Source organism: Novosphingobium sp. Leaf2, assembly GCF_001421325.1.
In the GTDB taxonomy this organism is placed as follows: Bacteria; Pseudomonadota; Alphaproteobacteria; order Sphingomonadales; family Sphingomonadaceae; genus Novosphingobium.
In genome coordinates this window covers 347,042-363,589 of sequence record NZ_LMJY01000012.1, presented here as the reverse complement: position 1 = coordinate 363,589, position 16,548 = coordinate 347,042, and the positions used below count along the sequence as shown (strand labels likewise).

The window sequence follows — 16,548 nt, the reverse complement described above, 5'->3', positions numbered from 1 at the left end:
AGGAGGAGGGGGCCGAAAGTCCGCTCGGATACTCACGTCGGGACCGGATGTCCCATACGTGTTTTCTGTAAGCGCCCTCCGGCAGCGCGGTTCCTGAAAATCCGCGCCGCCGGCTGGCTATGTAATCAGGCAAACGCCTTGATGGCTTCGACCAGCGTTTCACCTAGCAGCGAAGGGCTGGACGACACCTTGATGCCGGCCGCTTCCATCGCCGCAATCTTTTCTTCGGCGCCGCCTTGGCCGCCCGAAACGATCGCGCCAGCGTGACCCATGCGGCGGCCCGGAGGCGCCGTGCGACCGGCGATGAAGCCAGCCATCGGCTTGCGGCGACCGCGCTTGGCTTCATCCTGCAGGAACCGGGCGGCTTCTTCCTCGGCGCTGCCGCCAATTTCACCGATCATGATGATCGACTCGGTTTCATCGTCCGCCAGGAAGAGTTCCAGCATGTCGATAAAGTTGGTTCCGTTCACTGGATCACCGCCGATGCCGACCGCAGTGGTCTGGCCGAGGCCTGCGTTGGTGGTCTGGAACACGGCTTCATAGGTAAGCGTGCCCGAGCGCGAAACAACCCCGACCGAGCCCTTGGAAAAGATGCTGCCGGGCATGATGCCGATCTTGCATTCGCCGGGCGTCAGCACGCCGGGGCAGTTGGGGCCGATCAGGCGGGACTTCGAGCCGACGAGGGCGCGTTTCACCGGAACCATGTCCAGCACCGGGATGCCTTCGGTGATGCAGATGATCAGTTCGATCTGCGCATCGATCGCTTCCAGGATCGCGTCAGCCGCACCCGCTGGCGGCACGTACACGCACGAGGCGGTGGCGCCCGTTGCGGCCTTGGCTTCGTGCACCGAGTTGAACTGCGGCAGGCCAAGATGCTCGGTTCCGCCCTTGCCGGGGGTTACGCCGGCAACCATCTGCGTGCCGTAATCGAGCGCGGCCTGCGTGTGGAAGCTGCCGGTTGCGCCGGTCATGCCTTGGGTGATGACCTTGGTGTTTTTGTCTACGAGGATTGACATCGGTTTTCCTGTTCCTGATCGTGGAAGCAGCCGGCGTTGGCCGGGGCAGTTCCAATAAGTAGTCCGGCGCCCGCGCTATCGACCGGGAAACCGGCGCGGCAGCGCGAGAGCATGTGCTTTGCGTTCAGGCCAGCGAGCCGTCGATGGCTTTGCAGGCGACCAGCAGTTCCTTGACCGCGTCTACCGAGACCTGGAGGTTGCCCTTGGCTTCCGCGTCCAGTTCGATCTCGACGATCTGTTCGATGCCACCCGCGCCGATCACCGCAGGAACCCCGACGTACAAGCCGTCAACGCCATAAGCACCATCGACATACGCCGCGACGGGCAGGATGCGCTTCTGGTCGTTGAGATAGGCTTCGGCCATCGCAATGCCGGAAGCGGCGGGAGCGTAGAAGGCCGAGCCGGTCTTGAGCAGGCCGACGATCTCGCCGCCGCCCGAACGGGTGCGCTGCACGATCGCGTCGATCTTTTCCTGGGTGGTGCGGCCCATCTTGATAAGATCGGGCACCGGGATGCCGTTGACGGTGGAATACTGCACCACCGGCACCATGGTGTCGCCGTGGCCACCCAGCACAAAAGTGTTCACATCGCGGATGGAAACGCCGAATTCCCACGCGAGGAAAGTGGAGAAGCGTGCCGAGTCCAGCACGCCGGCCATGCCGACCACCTTGTTGTGGGGCAGGCCTGAAAATTCGCGCAGCGCCCACACCATCGCGTCGAGCGGGTTGGTGATGCAGATCACGAACGCGTCAGGCGCATTGGCGGCAATGCCTTCACCGACCGCCTTCATCACCTTGAGGTTGATGCCCAGCAGATCGTCACGGCTCATGCCGGGCTTGCGGGCAACGCCAGCGGTTACGATGATGACGTCGGCGCCGGCAATATCGGCATAATCGTTGGTGCCGGTGATCTTGGCGTCGAAACCTTCGACCGGGCCGCACTGCGACAAATCGAGCGCCTTGCCCTGCGGCAGACCTTCAGCCACGTCGAACAGGACAATGTCGCCCAGTTCCTTCTGCGCGGCGAGGTGCGCCAGCGTACCGCCGATATTGCCGGCGCCGATGAGGGCAATCTTCTTACGAGCCATGATCCGTGCGTGTCCTTCCCAAGACGGGATTGTCCGGACTTCAAGGCGGCCTGCTGTAATCCCGCAAATGACAGGTGCCGGTGTTTGCGCGCCCGGCCCTACGCCCCCCGTCCAGACATTGCAACCATCAAAGGGCCGCACCGCCGCAATGCAAGACAGTTTTATATGATAACAGTTCGCAATAGCAATAAAAGGATATCAAGCTAGGTTTTTTGGGCTGGTCGTTCACCGGCTGGCAATAAAACCGGCCCAATGGGCGGCTTGGAAACTCAAGATGCAGCGATCGTCTCACGCTTCGGCTTGATGCTTGCGCCGCGAAGGTGACATGAATGCGGCTGGGCTCATCAATCGCAGCCAAGCGCCTTCATTGCCGCGCACGCCATACGCCGGTCCAGTCGGCGGCAGATGTCCAGCCAGTGAGTCATCGCGCGGGTGTCGCCTGTTGTATGGGCTACTTCTGCCCTGATCCGTGCCTGATGGGCGGCAGAGAGGCCATAGCGCGCAAAATGCATGAGCGTGGCAGCAAGGCCAGCGGCGTCTGTCGGGCAGGCGGGTGTGCTGATCGCAGATGCTACCGGCGGGATCCCGCGATAGTCTTTGATGGCGGGTTGGTTGTCGTTGCATGCGTCGAGCGGCGCCCCGGTGCAGAGCGAGTGCGCGATCGCCGGGTTCGTCGCATTCCAGGCAGCGGCGAAACGGATGGACATGGCACGAAATCTCTTTTGCAGGTCGAAGACAGCAACGCCTCTGCCACGAGAGCCGCTAAGCCATCATGACGGGACTTGGTTGCTCAAACCTTGACGGTGATGCCTAGGGCCTGTGGGGATTCAAGGCGCGTTGCTCACGGCAGCGGCGAGATAGATCATGGCCGAAAAGCTCTGGTCTGTTTTGCAGGCGCGCATTGCGATGCGCTTGAACTCTTTGAGTTTGCAAAAGTAGTTTTCGATCAGGTGGCGCCATTCATGCATCTTGGCGTCGATCTTGATTTTTTGGGCGCGCGCAGGGCGCTGTGAGATGATTACTTGCGCACCTCCTTGATTCAAGTCCTCGACGATCCAGTTGGAATCGAAAGCCTTATCGCCGAGTAGGGCATCGAACTGGATGCCTTTGATCAACGGTGCAACGCCGATGGTGTCGAACCGATGGCCTGGCAATAGTTCAAACCGCACAAGGTTGCCCAAGGCGTCTGTCAACGCCAAAATCTTGGTGGTCATACCGCCTTTGGAACGGCCAATGGCCTGGCTCTGAGTCCCCCTTTTGCGCCTTGGCCGTGCCGGTGGACCTTGACGATACTGGCATCGACCATCGCGTATTCCATGTCCGGCGCTTCCGATAGTGCGTCGAAAATCCGCTTGAAAACATCAGCTTCACCCCAATCGCGGAACCGCCGGAACGCCGTGCTCCAGTTGCCGAACAGGGCTGGCAGATCACGCCACGGACTGCCCGTCCTGACAATCCACAGCACCGTCTCCATAAAAAGCCAGTTGTTCTTTCCGCTCCGCCCAGGGTCAGCCGGCTTTCCCAGACAATGCGGCTCGATCTTTGCCCATTGGGCACCAGTCAGTACGAAGCGATCCATCCATAGTGTGAATCATATCTCCGCCGTCTTGGAAATCCTGAATCCCTACAGGCCCTAGGCTCAGGACTTTTTGAATCACTTGCGAAAATAGCGCATGGTTGATTCAATGGCGGTGTGAGAAGGCGCTGTCATGAGTGATTTGATCTGGCTTTCCGAGGCGCAAATGCACCGGATCGAGCCATATTTCCCGCTGTCGCACGGTGTGCCGCGTGTCGATGATCGGCGGGTCATCAGCGGGATTATCTTTGTGATCCGGAACGGTCTGCGGTGGCGGGATGCGCCTGCCGAGTACGGGCCGTCCAAGACGATCTACAACCGCTTCATCCGCCGCAGCCGACTTGGCGGTTTCAACAAAATCTTCGCAGGCCTGGCGGCGAAGGGCGGGGAGCCGGACCAGTTGATGATCGATGCGACCCATCTGAAGGCACATCGCACGGCGGCGAGCCTGCTCAAAAAGGGGCTGTTCCCCGACGTATCGGACTCACCAAAGGCGGCCTGAACTCGAAGCTTCATGCCGTATGCGATGGCCAGGGCCGACCGCTCTTCATGCTGCTCAGTGAAGGGCAGATGAGCGACTACAGGGTGCCGCGCTCATGATCGACGCCTTACCCAAGGCCAAAGCTCTGCTCGGCGACAGAGGCTACGACGCGAACTGGTTCCGGGCCGCGCTGGCAGACCGCAAGATCGCCGCCTGCATCCCGTCAAAAAAGAACCGCAAAGTACCGATACCGCACGATGTCGCGCTCTATCGGCAGCGCCACGAAGTCGAGATCATGTTCGGCAGGCTCAAGGACTGGCGACGCATCCACACCAGATATGATCGCTGCGCACATACCTTCATGTCCGCCATCTGCATCGCTGCAACTGTCATCTTTTGGCTCGACCCATTGAATGTCTTGTGCAGGCATTGATCAGTTGATTCAACGGATGTGTAAGGAGGCGCTGTCGTGAGTCATCCGTCCTTCCGTCGTCGAGAGCGGGCGAGGTTGGGCGCAGCCGAGGGAGAACTGCCTACGGTAGAAAAGCGGTCCGCATTAGACGGACAGCGTGCGGGGCAACCGTCAAATCTACCATCATTGGGTGCGAGTTGATGAAATGGCCGACCTTGATCGCGCCATATTGCCACCCAAACAAAACAAAAACCGGGTTTGGGATGCTTCCAGACTTGCTGATAAGCAAAAATGGAGGCCCGAGCCGGAATCGAACCGGCGTGCAAGGATTTGCAGTCCTCTGCGTAACCACTCCGCCATCGGGCCGCCGGTGGGGAGGTGCGCGCCTAGCAACCCGTTGACGCGAGCGCAACGGGATTTGCGCATTTTGGCAAGAAATGCGGTGGGCTTGCGAATTTCGCGGGCATGTGTGCGGGCAGGGTTCCCAACCAGCTGGGATGCGCGCATCGGTATGGCCCGTGATGCAACGAGGTGGCGCATGATCCTGGGTGTCGTTCTGGCCGGCGGGCTGTCACGCCGTTTTGGCAGCGACAAGGCGCTGGCGATGCTGGGCGGGCATACGCTGATCGCCCTGGCTGTCGATGCGCTGGCGCAGTGGTGCGACCATGTCGTCGTGGCAGGACGGGAAAGGGCGCCGGCCCCGACCGTTCCGGACTGGCCACGCGCCGGGATGGGTCCGCTGGGCGGGCTGGCCGCCGCGCTTCGCCATGCGCAGGACGCGGGTTACGATACGGTCCTGAGTTGCGGGGTCGATACGGGGCTGTTTCCTGACGATCTGCCGGGCCTGCTTGGCCCTGCACCGGCCTGCCTTGCCAGTCAGCCGGTCATCGGCATCTGGCCCGCCGCAGCCGCGCCGGTGTTGGAAGATGTACTGCTGGGCGAGGGTCCGCACGCGATGTATCGTTTTGCTGATTGCATCGGTGCCCGACGGATCGACATCGGGGCGGCAGTTCCCAACCTCAATACCCCGGACGATCTCGCCGCGCTGGCGGAGCGTCCTTGGTCAGGCTGACTCTGGCCAGTATCAGCACTGCCCCGAAGACAAAGTCTGTGCATCGCGTGCAGTGCCCACCGCGCTCGCGGCTTTGCCCGAGCCGGGCGCCAAGAGGCAGTACGCGCCGGTGGGCGTGGTGCTGATCATCCCTGCCAGCCCGGCAAAACTGAGCTTGCGGCGCAGGCGCGACATGTGCACCGCGATGCTATTGGTTTCCGGCACGAAGCCCATCCGCCACACGTCCTGTATCAGGTGCTGCTTGCTGACCGGCTCGCCCGGATTGTCCGACAGCCGCCAGATCAACGCAAATTCGCGGGGATTGAGGTTGAGGGACTTGCCCGCGCTGTAGGCTTCGCGGGCCAGAAGGTCGAGTTCGAGGTTGCCGAGCGTGCGATGGCGCGGCAGCCAGCGGGTCAATTCTGCAAGCCGCCGAGCGCGGGCATCGAATTCGTACGGCTCGGTCGTATCGGCCACGGCCTCTCCGAAGCCGGCCAGCAGCAATTGCGTGCGCGCTTGCGCCGAGGCGCTGGTGATCACCAGAATGTAGCGGCGCATATCTTCAGGATAAGCCCGGATGCGGGCCATGTCATTTTCGTCCAGACCGCCGGCATCGAGAATGCCGATGCACGCGCTGGAGGGTTCACCGCTTTCGTCGAGCGCCCACCCACTGATGCGCAGGTCGAATTCCAGAGGAATCCGACCTGGCTTCAGCCATCGGAAATGGTGCATCGCTTCGCGACGCATATAACGGTCCGCCATAATATCCCTGCTCGTTTACGAGAAACGTCAGGGCCCTGATGGCGGGAAATAGGCTTAGGGAACAACACGTAGATTCTTACAGAATTAACGCGAAGTTAACCTAAATATCACGGAAATCGTTGGATTTCTTCCGATTATCACGGAGCGGTCACGGCGTATTTACACCCATCGAGGACAGATATCGCTTCACGTTGCGCGCGGCCTGCCGGAGCCGCTGTTCGTTTTCCACCATGGCGATCCTGACGAACCCTTCGCCATCCTCGCCATAGCCGACGCCGGGCGCTACCGCGACTTCGGCATGGGTGAGCAACTGCTTGGAAAATTCCAGGCTGCCCATGTCCTTGAGCGCGGGGGGCAGGGGGGCCCAGGCGAACATCGAGGCCTTGGGTGGCGGAATATCCCAGCCGGCACGGGCGAACGCTTCGACCATCACGTCGCGGCGCTTCTGGTACAGCTGGCGGTTGCGCTCGACGATATCCTGCGGGCCGTTGAGCGCAGCGCAGGCAGCCGCCTGGATCGGCGTGAACGCGCCGTAATCGAGGTAGGATTTCACCCGCGTCAGCGCCGCGATCAGCTTCTGGTTGCCCACCGCGAAGCCGATGCGCCAGCCGGCCATCGAGTAGGTCTTGCTCATCGAGGTGAACTCGACCGCGATGTCCTTGGCGCCGGGCACTTCCAGGATCGAGCGCGTGGGCTGCCCGTCGTAATACAGCTCGGAATAGGCAAGGTCGGACAGCACCCACACCTTGTTTTCCTTCGCCCACGCGACGAGGCGTTCGTAGAAGGCCAGGTCCACCGTTTCGGCGGTAGGGTTCGAGGGGTAATTGACGATCAGGATGGACGGGCGTGGCACGGTGAACGCCATCGCGCGGTCCAGCGAGCGCCAGTAGTTTTCGTCCGGCGTCGTCGGCACCGAGCGGATCGTTGCGCCCGCGATAATGAAGCCGAACGTATGGATCGGGTAGCTGGGGTTGGGCGCCAGCACCACATCGCCCGGCGCGGTGATCGCCGTGGCGAGACTGGCCAGCCCCTCCTTCGAGCCCATCGTGACGACGACCTCGGTTTCGGGATCAAGCTCCACGTTGAAACGGGTCGCGTAATAATTGGCTTGCGCGCGGCGCAGGCCGGGGATGCCCTTGGACTGTGAATAGCCGTGTGCGCCGGGCTTTTGCGCCACCTCGCACAGCTTGTCGAGCACGTGCTGGGGCGGCGGCAGGTCCGGATTGCCCATACCAAGATCGATGATGTCCTTGCCCGCCTGGCGTGCCGCATGCCGCATCGCGTTCACTTCGGCGATGACGTAGGGCGGCAGTCGCTTGATGCGGTAGAACTCGTCTTCCATGACCTGTTGGTATCCAGCTGCGTGGCGGCAATCGCGCCGCTGGGCCCCTGTAAGGGATTACGCCGTCCGCGCAAATGGCTCTTGCGCCTTGACGGGATCCGGCGCGCATCGGGCGCAATCGGATATACTGGGGGCTCGACAGGCGCGCCCGGTGCGGCCAAACCTGAGCACGGACGAGGAGCGCGTAATTTTTATGGTTACCAAAGGCAGCAAATCTGCGAGTGACCCGACGACGCCGCGCAAGGCGCAGCCCCGCAAAAAGCCGGCGCGCAAAGATCGGACTACCGAACCACCCCGCCCGGCCGTGATGGATCAGGACGTAGCAGGCGCGTCACCGTCCGTCGGGTGGGGGCAGGTCGTGGGCCAGTTGCAATCCTTGTGGACGGATTACCAGGTGGAAACGTCGCAGAAATCCGCGACGCCCGCCGCCCCGTTCGGCGATCCGGCGCAATGGATCGGGATGGCGCAAGGTGTGTTCGGGCAGTTGCCGCTCGCCAATCCCGCCGTTCAGCAGAAGCTGTGGAACGACGGACTGGCCATCACCAACGCCATCTTCGGCCAGTTCGGGCTCGGTACTGATGGGGGTGAGCCGACGCCGGAACCGGTCTTGCCGCGCAGCGATCGCCGGTTCGCCGATCCGCAATGGCGCAGCCAGCCGTTCTTTGCGGTGCTGCATCAGCTTTACCTGATGGCCGGTGAGCAGTTGATGGATATGGCGGGCGCCGTCGAAGGCTTGGACCCGGCGAAAAAGGCGCAGCTGCAGTTCGCCACCCGCACGATCGTCGACGCGCTGAGCCCGGCCAATTTTCCGCTGACCAATCCGGTGGCGCTGGGCAAGGCGCTGGAAACCGGCGGCGAAAGCCTGGTGCGCGGCTTCGAGAACCTGCTGGGGGACATGCGCAAGGGCCAGCTTTCCCACACGCGCTCCGATGCGTTCGTAGTGGGGGAAAACATCGCCGTCACGCCCGGCAAAGTAGTTTTCGAAACCCCGCTGTACCAGCTCATCCAGTATACGCCAACGACCCCGCAAGTGATGCGCACACCGCTGGTGATCTTCCCGCCCTGGATCAACCGGTTCTACATCCTGGACCTGAACGCCAAGAAAAGCTTCGTGCGCTGGGCGGTGGAGCAGGGGATCAGCGTGTTCATGGTCTCGTGGAAATCGGCGGATGCATCGCTGGCTCACGTCGCATGGGACGATTACGTCGCGGCGCAGATCGAAGCGGTCGATCGCGTGCGGGCGCGGCTTAACGTGCCCTCGGCACATACCATCGGGTACTGCGTGGCCGGCACCACCTTGGCCGCCACGCTCGCCGTGCTGGCGCGCAACGGGGAGGCAGACAAGGTGGCCAGCGCCACGTTCTTCACCGCGCAAGTGGACTTCGAAGATGCGGGCGATCTCAAGCACTTCATCGACGATCAGCAGATCGATACGCTGGGGCACTTGTCCCCCGAAGGCTATCTGGACGGACGCTATCTTGCCACCACGTTCAACCTGCTGCGCGGCAACGACCTGATCTGGAATTACGTGGAGCGCAATTACCTGAAGGGCGAGGAGTATCCCGCTTTCGACTTGCTCCACTGGAACGGCGATGTCACCAATCTGCCCGCGCAGTGGCACCGCAGCTATCTGCAGGACCTGTACCGGGACAATCGTCTGGCGCAGCCGGATTCGCTGTCCGTGTGCGGCACGCCGATTGACCTGCGGCGTATCACTACTCCTACCTACATCCAGGCCGGGCGCGACGATCATATCGCGCCTGCGAAGAGCGTCTGGAAACTGACCCGGCTACTGGCGGGCCCGTGGGAGTTCGTGCTGGCGGGCTCGGGGCATATCGCTGGCGTCGTCAACCCCCCATCATCGGGGAAATATCAGTATTGGACCAATCCCGACTTGGTCCCTTCGCTGGACGCGTTCATTGCTAGTGCGACCGAGCATCCGGGCAGCTGGTGGCCGCACTGGGTACAGTGGCTGCGCGAGCTCGATCCAGAGGACGTGCCTGCGCGCGGCAAGCGCAAACCGGGCGGCAAAGGCGATCCCGTGATCGAGGATGCGCCGGGCCGCTACGTCGCCATGCGGTAACGCTATCATATTGTAAAAAAAGAAATGGTGCGATGCAGCAATATTTGTGCAACGCAACATAAGGCCATTGACTTCGCACGCGCAAAAAACTATTTTGCATCGCAGCAGGGTGAGGGCGAATCAATGCCGCCTTTCCGGTTACGGGAAAGTGGCGTCGCACTGACAATAAGGCTGGATGTTGACAATGGCTGATAAAAATCCACCGAAAAGCAAGGCGGTAAGTCTGGCTCCCAAGGCATCGGCGGCCACGCCAACGCCCCCGGCTGCCAAGCATGATGGTAAAAGCGTTGCAGCAAAACCGCTTGAATCGACAGCGGTGGTTGTAAAGCCCGCCGCGCCCAGGATCGATGTCCCTACGCCTGCAAAACCTGAAGTTCCGGTGCCCCCGACCAAAGCTGCTACGCCGGTTGCGCGGGCGCCCGAAGCAACCACCAAGTCCCCTGAAAAACCCTTTAGCGCCGCTCCGATCAAGGGTGAGGCTGCAAAGCCCGTAGCGCCACCCGCTGAACCGGTGAAGGCGCCGCCCGTTTTCAAGACTGTGCCGGCTGTGCACGCTGCACCCAAGCCAGTCGAAACCGTTGTTCCGGCCAAGGTCGCCAAGACCAGGCCTGTTCCCTCGTCCGCTCCTGTCCCCAAGCCTGCGCCTTCGCCGGTTCTGGAGTCGAAAGTGGCCGAACCCAAGGCGGCAGCCAAGACCGCACCCTCTGACAAGCCCGTTTTCGCAGGACTTTTCAATCACTTCATGCTTGAGGAAAAGACAATGGACATGAACCCGAATTTCACTGGCATGCAAGATGCCGTCTCGCAGGCCCAGGCCAAGGCCAAGGCCGTTTTCGAAAAAGGCACCAGCGCGATGGGCGAGATGAACGAATTCACCAAGGGCAACGTGGAAGCCATGGTCGAATCGGGCAAGATCTTTGCCAACGGCGTGCAGGGCCTCGGTTCGGAACTGGTTGCGGAAACCCGCACCGTTTTCGAGACGATGACCAACGACATCAAGGAACTGGCCGCGGCAAAGTCGCCGACCGACTTCTTCAAGCTGCAGAGCGATGTTGCGCGCAAGCACTTCGACGTTGCGGTGGCGCATGGCTCCAAGAATACCGAAGCCATGCTCAAGCTGTTCAGCGACACGTTCGCACCGCTTTCGGGCCGTATGAGCCTTGCCGTCGAAAAGGCGCGCTCGGTCGCCGTGCCGACCTCGCTCTAACCGTCTTTCGTGCAACAGGCCGATCGCGGGGGCATCGGGCTCCCGCGATCGGCCTGTTGCCGAGACTTTCTGCGTCAGGCATCTTGTTATCCGGTGCCTGACCACGATATTCTGGCCATCATGATTTTCCCGGCCCTCGATTCTCTCGACTCTCTTCGCGTGCCTGCATCGGCTGCTGCCATCGGCGTGCGCGCAGTCCGGGTGACCGCCGCAGATGATGATGGCGACAAGGGCACCGGCGACGATCAGCAGATCGGCATTGCCACCAAGACCCGGGCCAAGCCCAAGAAGCCCAGCCAGTTCAAGGTCCTGATGCTCAACGACGACTACACCCCGATGGAGTTCGTGGTCCTCGTTTTGAAGCGCTACTTTCACATGGATCTGGAGCAGGCCACGCGTGTGATGCTGCACGTTCATCAGCGCGGCGTGGGCGTATGCGGTGTATTCCCGTACGAAATCGCCGAAACCAAAGTGAACCAGGTCATGGACTTCGCCAAGGAAAACCAGCACCCGCTGCAATGCACGCTGGAAAAGGCCTGATCGCATTCTTGTGCGCGCGCAGCCCTCGCCTCGTGCGCGCCTGTCTGCCATAAATCGCTTTGCCCCCATCGCCGGGCCCGGTAAGGGCTTGGGACAGGTTTTTGGTTTGCTGATGGTCAGGTGACGCTTACGTGAAATTCTTCACCGCCATCGATCGCTACATCTTCCGCCTCGTGCTGATGCCGATGCTGGGCATTTTCGTGCTCGCCGCCTCACTGCTCGTGCTCGACAAGATGCTACGTCTGTTCGATTTTGTGGCGACCGAAGGCGGCCCGGTGGGCGTCGTGTTCAAGATGCTCGCCAACATGCTGCCCGAATATGCCAGCTTGGCGATTCCACTGGGCCTGATGCTGGGCATCCTGCTGGCCTTCCGCAAACTGGCGACCAGCAGCGAGTTGGACGTGATGCGCGCGGTGGGCCTGAGCTACACCCGCATGCTGCGCGTGCCGTATCTCATTACCTTCGTACTCGTGCTGGCGAACCTGGCGATCGTGGGTTATCTGCAGCCGCTATCGCGCTACTACTACGAGGAGCTCAATTACGAGCTCAAGTCCGGTGCGCTGGGCGCGTCGATCAAGGTAGGCGAATTTACCGCGCTCAAGGACCGGATCGCGCTGCGCATCGATGAAAGTCAGGACGATGGCCGGCGCCTGATGGGCATTTTTGCCCGCGTGCAGAACGACAAGGGGCAGATCCTCTCGATCTCGGCGCGCGAAGGCCAGTTCCTCGCGCTCAAGAACAACCCGGACACCATCATCTTCCGGCTGCAGCAGGGGCAGATCATCCAGGATCAGCCCGGGCAGCAGGCCCGCGTGCTGACGTTCACGCGGCACGATCTGCCTATCGAACTGCCCTCGATTGAGAAGTTCCGCCAGCGTGGCGGGCAGGAGCGCGAATATCTGCTGCCCGAGCTCATGAAGCTAGGCTGGGACAAGGATTCGCCCAAGGACGAGCGGGTATCGAGCCAGGCGAACTTCAATTTCCGCATCGTGGAAGTGGTGATGATGCTGCTGCTGCCGCTGCTGGCGGTGTCGCTGGCGATCCCGCCCAAGCGTTCCACATCCTCGCTCGGCCTGTTTGTGTCGATCGTGATGGTGGTAGCCTATCACAAGATCAACCAGTACGCGAACGACGTGGCCTCGCTCGGGCAGATGAGCCCGACCCTGGGGTTGTGGGGGCCGTTCCTGTTCTTCGCGGCGCTGATCATGTGGATGTACTGGCGCGTGGCTTATGTGCCGGGCGGCCAGGCGATCGGCTGGCTGGAAACCGCGTCGGCCAAGGCCACGAAGCGCATCCGTTCGCTGCTGCGGCGCAATCGCCACGGCCCCATCCTGCCGGCACCAGCGGACCAGACCTGAGATGAACCTCGAATTTTTCCCCTCGCGCATGCTCACGCTGTACCTGTCGCGCCTGTTCGTGACGCGCATCTTCGCTGTGCTGGTCATGCTGGTGCTGGTGCTGCAGGTGCTCGACCTGCTGGGCGAGAGCGGGGACATTCTGGCCTACAAGGGCAACGGCCAGATGCAGCTGTTGTATTACGTGTCGCTGCGCGTGCCACAGTTGGTAGCCCGATTCCTGCCGTATTCGGTGCTGCTGGCCACGATCATCACGCTGGCCACGCTGAACCAGAACAGCGAGGTAATCTCGATGAAGGCGGCGGGCCTTTCGGCGCACCAGGTGCTGGCCCCGCTGATCCTCACCGCCCTGTTCGTCTCGGTCTTCAGCTTTGCCTTCAACGAGCGGGTGGTGACGCGGGCGTCCTCCGCGCTGGAAGCATGGCAGGCGGTGAATTACGGACCGGTGCCCAAGGACGCCAGCCCGAAGGCGAACCTGTATCTGGCGGACGGCAACGATCTGCTGCTGGCGCAGGCACTGTCAGGTCAGGGCCGGTCGATGACCCTGCACGGCGTCACCTATTATCGCCGTGACAGCAACGACATGATCGTCGAGGAAATGCGCGCGGATACCGCCACGTATGCCGCGCCGGGCTGGCGGTTGAATCGCCCGGTCAAGTTCGACGTGCCCAGCACGACAACGTCCACGCTGGCGGGCGCGACGGTGGCGCCGGGGATCACGCCGGCCAAGATCTATATCTCGAAAGTGGATGCGGATTCGCAGGACATCGTAGAGCTGAGCAGCTCGATCCGGGCCGTCAACGAAGCCGGCCGGCGCACTACCGATCTGGACGCGGCGTGGTGGCACAAGCTTTCCGGTCCACTGTCCTCGGCGCTGATGCCGCTGCTGGGCGCGATCGCCGCATTCGGCCTTGCGCGCTCGGGCGCACTGCTGATCCGTGCGGTGATCGGCATGGCGCTGGGCTTTGCCTACTTCGTGTTCGACAATGCGGCGCTGGCGATGGGCAACTTCGGCGGTTACCCGCCGCTGATCGCTGCATGGGCGCCGTTCCTGCTGTTCGCGCTGATCGGCGAAACGGTGCTGATCCGCACCGAGGAATAGCCTCAGCGCGCCTTCATGGTGCTGCTGGCGAGCCGGCCCAGCAATGGCGACAAGCCCCGATAGCTCGCCTTGGGATACGTAGAATCCAGCCCCAGATGGGCGTGCAGCCGGCGGTGCGCTTCGGCCAGTGAGTGATACGGCATCGAGGGCAGCAGGTGGTGCAGCGCGTGATAGCGCAGGCCTACCGGGGCCCACAGGCCGGCCATGACGCCGGGCGGTGGCACGTTCACCGAATCCAGGTACTGCGCGGTCACTGTCATCGTCTCTCCGTCGTTTTCCCACAGATGCGCCACCAGCGTGCGGATCTGGTTGAGCAGCGCGGTGATCGAGACCACGCTCAGCGCGATGAGCAGCGGGCGCCAGCCCCACGCGATGCTCGCCGCCACCAGCGCGATCGCCCATACCGAGCACGCCAGTTCCTGCCAGAACACCATGCGGGCGAAGGTGCCCTCCGGCGGGCGGCGGCGGTATTGCGGGTTGATGGCGAGCGCGGAGGCGCGTTCCCACACCAGCGTGCGCAGCGGCGGGATGATGACGCCCAGCGGCACCAGCACGGCGCAGCGCACCAGCAGCGCGGGCGGCAGCAGCAGCGCGGTGAGCGCGAAGACCGGCAGGCTCCACGGCTTCATCAGGGCCAGCGGGAGATACTCAGGATCGTCACGCGTGCCGTAGCGGGTGCGGGCGTGGTGCTGGGTATGCACGCCTTCGTACATGAACGAGGGGATCAGCATCGGAATGCCGACCAGCAGGTTCCAGCCCAGTCGGAAACCGGGCAGGGCATCCTTGTGGATGTGAGTCAGCTCGTGAATGAACAGAAGCGCGCGGTACAGCGCCAGCGAGGCGAACAGGCCCAGAAGCACTGCCACAACCGGGCTGCTGACCAGGATCGCACCGGCCAGCGCCGCGTAGCCTGCTGCCGCGCTGGCGAGCATGTCGGCCCAGTATATGCCGGGCCGCGCCACCGCCAGATCGCGCGTCAGGTCCACGGCGGCGCGCAGCATCGCCTTGTCGTCGGGCATCTGCGAGTGCCAGGTCCCGCCGGCCGGGCCGTCAAGCGGCTTGGCGGTGGCAGGCATGTCGATCACGTTCGGGGCGTTCATTATACGAAAGTTTCCAAAGTGTTTCCGGGTATAACCCCGCTAAGGCAATGGTTTGCCGCATATCGCCGCGCGGTTCGGCTTGACAAGATACCGCTGCCCGCAGCACCAGCCGAACCATCCTTACGCCAGAACAAAGGCAGCATCGTGGCCATGCCCGAACTAGTCATCACTCCCGTTTCCAGCAAGGCGGACCGCGCTGCTTTTGTCGATCTTGCCTATCGGCTCAATGCATCGGACCGCAACTGGGTGCCGAACCTGCGATCGGAAGAGATTTCCAAGTTCACGCCGGGCAAGAATCCCTTTTTCGAACATGCGCGGGTGCAGTTGTTCCTGGCGCGGCGCGATGGCCGGCTGGTGGGGCGCATATCGGCGCATATCGATGAACTGGCGCTGGCTCAGCCGGCCGAGCAGGGCATGGGGCCGGGCACTGGCAACTGGGGTGCGATCGAGGCGGAGGATGCGCAGGTCGCCCACGCCCTGATCGCTGCTGCCGAAAGCTGGCTGCGCGCGCAGGGCATGACCCGCGTGCTCGCGCCGATGAACCTGTCGGTATGGGAAGAACCCGGCATCCAGGTGCGCGGCCACGATCACGCACCGATGGTGATGATGGCGCACCACAACGCGGCCTATCAGGGCTGGATCGAAAGCCAAGGCTACGCGCGGGTCAAGACGCTGTACACCTTCGATATCGACGTGCGGCGCCAATATCCCCCGCTCATCCAGCGCATCATCGCGTCGGGTGAAAAGAATGCGCGCATCGTCATCCGTCAGGCCGATCCCAGGCATTTCGAGCGTGATGCCGGGATCATCTGCGATATTCTGAACGATGCCTGGTCCGATAACTGGGGTTTCGTGCCATTCACGCCTGAGGAGATCGCCTATACCGGCAAGGCGCTTAAGCCGCTGGTGCATGGCGAACTGATCCGCATCGCCGAGTACGACGGCGAGCCGGTGGCGTTCATGATGACGCTGCCCGATCTCAACGGCATCCAGATGAAGGTCAACAAGCGCAACGGCAAACCCTCGATACTGGGCCTCATCAAGTTGCTGCTATGGCTGCGCAAGCCCAGCCCGGCGGACATGCGCGTGCCGTTGATGGGGGTGCGCAAGAAGCTGCAATCCTCACGCCTGGCCAGCCAGCTGGCCTTCATGATGATCGAGTATATCCGCCGCTCCGCCGAAACCAAATTCAAGGCCACTCGTGCAGAAATCGGCTGGATCCTTGAGGACAATCAGGGAATGGTCGCCATCGCCGAGGCGATCGACAGCAAGATCAACCGGGAATACGCGATCTACGACAAGGCGCTGTGACCCGGTCCTGACGCGCGCCGACACCCATTCTCGATTAAATTCTGGCAATGGGTGGAGGCACGCCGGGAAAGTTCGCCGCTTTGGCCATTTCCCGGCGTGCCCGATAGCGCCTCGTTAAATATT

The 16,548-nt window shown here is 62.2% G+C and carries 14 protein-coding genes, 1 tRNA gene and 1 pseudogene; 8 read left to right on the top strand and 8 right to left on the bottom strand.

Features of this window, described 5'->3' with window-relative positions; translation table 11 throughout:
- Positions 1-125: 125 nt before the first annotated feature.
- From sucD to ASE49_RS17725, 4 genes are all read right to left on the bottom strand, one after another.
- Positions 126-1,016 carry a succinate--CoA ligase subunit alpha gene (sucD, locus tag ASE49_RS08390; RefSeq protein WP_056770413.1) on the bottom strand — a complete coding sequence of 297 codons (891 nt, stop codon included), beginning with the start codon at positions 1,014-1,016 and terminating at the stop codon, positions 126-128.
- Between the two features lie 124 nt (positions 1,017-1,140).
- Positions 1,141-2,103: a malate dehydrogenase gene (mdh, locus tag ASE49_RS08385; protein WP_056770409.1), complete on the bottom strand. Its 963-nt coding sequence runs from the start codon at positions 2,101-2,103 to the stop codon at positions 1,141-1,143.
- A gap of 344 nt (positions 2,104-2,447) precedes the next feature.
- A complete protein-coding gene (locus ASE49_RS08380) occupies positions 2,448-2,810 on the bottom strand; it encodes a hypothetical protein (RefSeq protein WP_056770407.1) in 363 nt (120 codons plus the stop codon).
- 120 nt (positions 2,811-2,930) lie between these two features.
- A protein-coding gene (locus ASE49_RS17725) for an IS5 family transposase (RefSeq protein WP_200921998.1) occupies positions 2,931-3,682 on the bottom strand; the annotation gives its coding sequence in 2 pieces (ribosomal slippage) (positions 2,931-3,352 and positions 3,352-3,682; 753 coding nt in all).
- Positions 3,683-3,812: 130 nt separating this feature from the next.
- Between ASE49_RS17725 and ASE49_RS17720 the strand changes: the two are divergent.
- Positions 3,813-4,593 (top strand): annotated as a pseudogene (locus ASE49_RS17720) (IS5 family transposase).
- Between the two features lie 271 nt (positions 4,594-4,864).
- Here the strand turns inward: ASE49_RS17720 and ASE49_RS08355 are convergent.
- A tRNA-Cys gene (locus tag ASE49_RS08355) sits at positions 4,865-4,938 on the bottom strand.
- A 172-nt stretch (positions 4,939-5,110) separates the two neighbouring features.
- On the opposite strand from ASE49_RS08355, the gene mobA reads away from it, so the two are divergent.
- Entirely contained in the window at positions 5,111-5,644 is a 534-nt protein-coding gene (gene mobA / locus ASE49_RS08350) for a molybdenum cofactor guanylyltransferase (RefSeq protein ID WP_056770398.1), read from the top strand.
- 12 nt (positions 5,645-5,656) lie between these two features.
- On the opposite strand, the gene ASE49_RS08345 is transcribed toward mobA, so the two are convergent.
- Positions 5,657-6,385 carry a winged helix-turn-helix domain-containing protein gene (locus ASE49_RS08345; protein WP_082456362.1) on the bottom strand — a complete coding sequence of 243 codons (729 nt, stop codon included), beginning with the start codon at positions 6,383-6,385 and terminating at the stop codon, positions 5,657-5,659.
- A 148-nt stretch (positions 6,386-6,533) separates the two neighbouring features.
- Positions 6,534-7,727 carry an LL-diaminopimelate aminotransferase gene (locus ASE49_RS08340; RefSeq protein WP_056770394.1) on the bottom strand — a complete coding sequence of 398 codons (1,194 nt, stop codon included), beginning with the start codon at positions 7,725-7,727 and terminating at the stop codon, positions 6,534-6,536.
- A 307-nt stretch (positions 7,728-8,034) separates the two neighbouring features.
- Here ASE49_RS08340 and ASE49_RS08335 point away from each other — a divergent pair, with 307 nt between their 5' ends.
- The 5 genes from ASE49_RS08335 (at position 8,035) to lptG (ending at position 14,014) form a co-directional block, all read left to right on the top strand.
- Complete coding sequence (locus tag ASE49_RS08335) at positions 8,035-9,810, top strand: PHA/PHB synthase family protein (protein ID WP_056771005.1); 1,776 nt, start codon at positions 8,035-8,037, stop codon at positions 9,808-9,810.
- Positions 9,811-10,477: 667 nt separating this feature from the next.
- Positions 10,478-11,017, top strand: a complete 540-nt coding sequence (locus tag ASE49_RS18690; protein ID WP_235522892.1) for a phasin family protein — start codon at positions 10,478-10,480, stop codon at positions 11,015-11,017.
- Between the two features lie 120 nt (positions 11,018-11,137).
- Positions 11,138-11,557, top strand: coding sequence for an ATP-dependent Clp protease adapter ClpS (gene clpS / locus ASE49_RS08325; RefSeq protein WP_442945972.1), 420 nt, complete (start codon positions 11,138-11,140; stop codon positions 11,555-11,557).
- A gap of 131 nt (positions 11,558-11,688) precedes the next feature.
- Entirely contained in the window at positions 11,689-12,915 is a 1,227-nt protein-coding gene (gene lptF, locus ASE49_RS08320) for an LPS export ABC transporter permease LptF (protein ID WP_056770387.1), read from the top strand.
- A gap of 1 nt (position 12,916) precedes the next feature.
- Positions 12,917-14,014, top strand: coding sequence for an LPS export ABC transporter permease LptG (gene lptG / locus ASE49_RS08315; RefSeq protein WP_056770384.1), 1,098 nt, complete (start codon positions 12,917-12,919; stop codon positions 14,012-14,014).
- 2 nt (positions 14,015-14,016) lie between these two features.
- Here lptG and ASE49_RS08310 read toward each other — a convergent pair whose 3' ends face one another.
- Complete coding sequence (locus tag ASE49_RS08310; protein ID WP_056770382.1) at positions 14,017-15,114, bottom strand: fatty acid desaturase family protein; 1,098 nt, start codon at positions 15,112-15,114, stop codon at positions 14,017-14,019.
- A gap of 150 nt (positions 15,115-15,264) precedes the next feature.
- Between ASE49_RS08310 and ASE49_RS08305 the strand changes: the two genes are divergently transcribed.
- Positions 15,265-16,425 (top strand): GNAT family N-acetyltransferase, encoded by a 1,161-nt coding sequence (locus ASE49_RS08305; protein WP_200921997.1) that lies wholly within the window; start codon positions 15,265-15,267, stop codon positions 16,423-16,425.
- Positions 16,426-16,548 lie beyond the last annotated feature (123 nt).

What these genes read in the sequence shown, in the direction of transcription:
- ASE49_RS08345 (WP_082456362.1), bottom strand. Translation starts at nt 6,385, where the DNA reads ATGGCGGACCGTTATATGCGTCGCGAAGCGATGCACCATTTCCGATGG.
- ASE49_RS08310 (WP_056770382.1), bottom strand. Translation starts at nt 15,114, where the DNA reads ATGAACGCCCCGAACGTGATCGACATGCCTGCCACCGCCAAGCCGCTT.
- mobA (WP_056770398.1), top strand. Translation starts at nt 5,111, where the DNA reads ATGATCCTGGGTGTCGTTCTGGCCGGCGGGCTGTCACGCCGTTTTGGC.
- sucD (WP_056770413.1), bottom strand. Translation starts at nt 1,016, where the DNA reads ATGTCAATCCTCGTAGACAAAAACACCAAGGTCATCACCCAAGGCATG.
- lptG (WP_056770384.1), top strand. Translation starts at nt 12,917, where the DNA reads ATGAACCTCGAATTTTTCCCCTCGCGCATGCTCACGCTGTACCTGTCG.
- mdh (WP_056770409.1), bottom strand. Translation starts at nt 2,103, where the DNA reads ATGGCTCGTAAGAAGATTGCCCTCATCGGCGCCGGCAATATCGGCGGT.
- clpS (WP_442945972.1), top strand. Translation starts at nt 11,138, where the DNA reads ATGATTTTCCCGGCCCTCGATTCTCTCGACTCTCTTCGCGTGCCTGCA.
- ASE49_RS08335 (WP_056771005.1), top strand. Translation starts at nt 8,035, where the DNA reads ATGGATCAGGACGTAGCAGGCGCGTCACCGTCCGTCGGGTGGGGGCAG.
- ASE49_RS08340 (WP_056770394.1), bottom strand. Translation starts at nt 7,727, where the DNA reads ATGGAAGACGAGTTCTACCGCATCAAGCGACTGCCGCCCTACGTCATC.
- ASE49_RS08380 (WP_056770407.1), bottom strand. Translation starts at nt 2,810, where the DNA reads ATGTCCATCCGTTTCGCCGCTGCCTGGAATGCGACGAACCCGGCGATC.
- ASE49_RS08305 (WP_200921997.1), top strand. Translation starts at nt 15,265, where the DNA reads ATGCCCGAACTAGTCATCACTCCCGTTTCCAGCAAGGCGGACCGCGCT.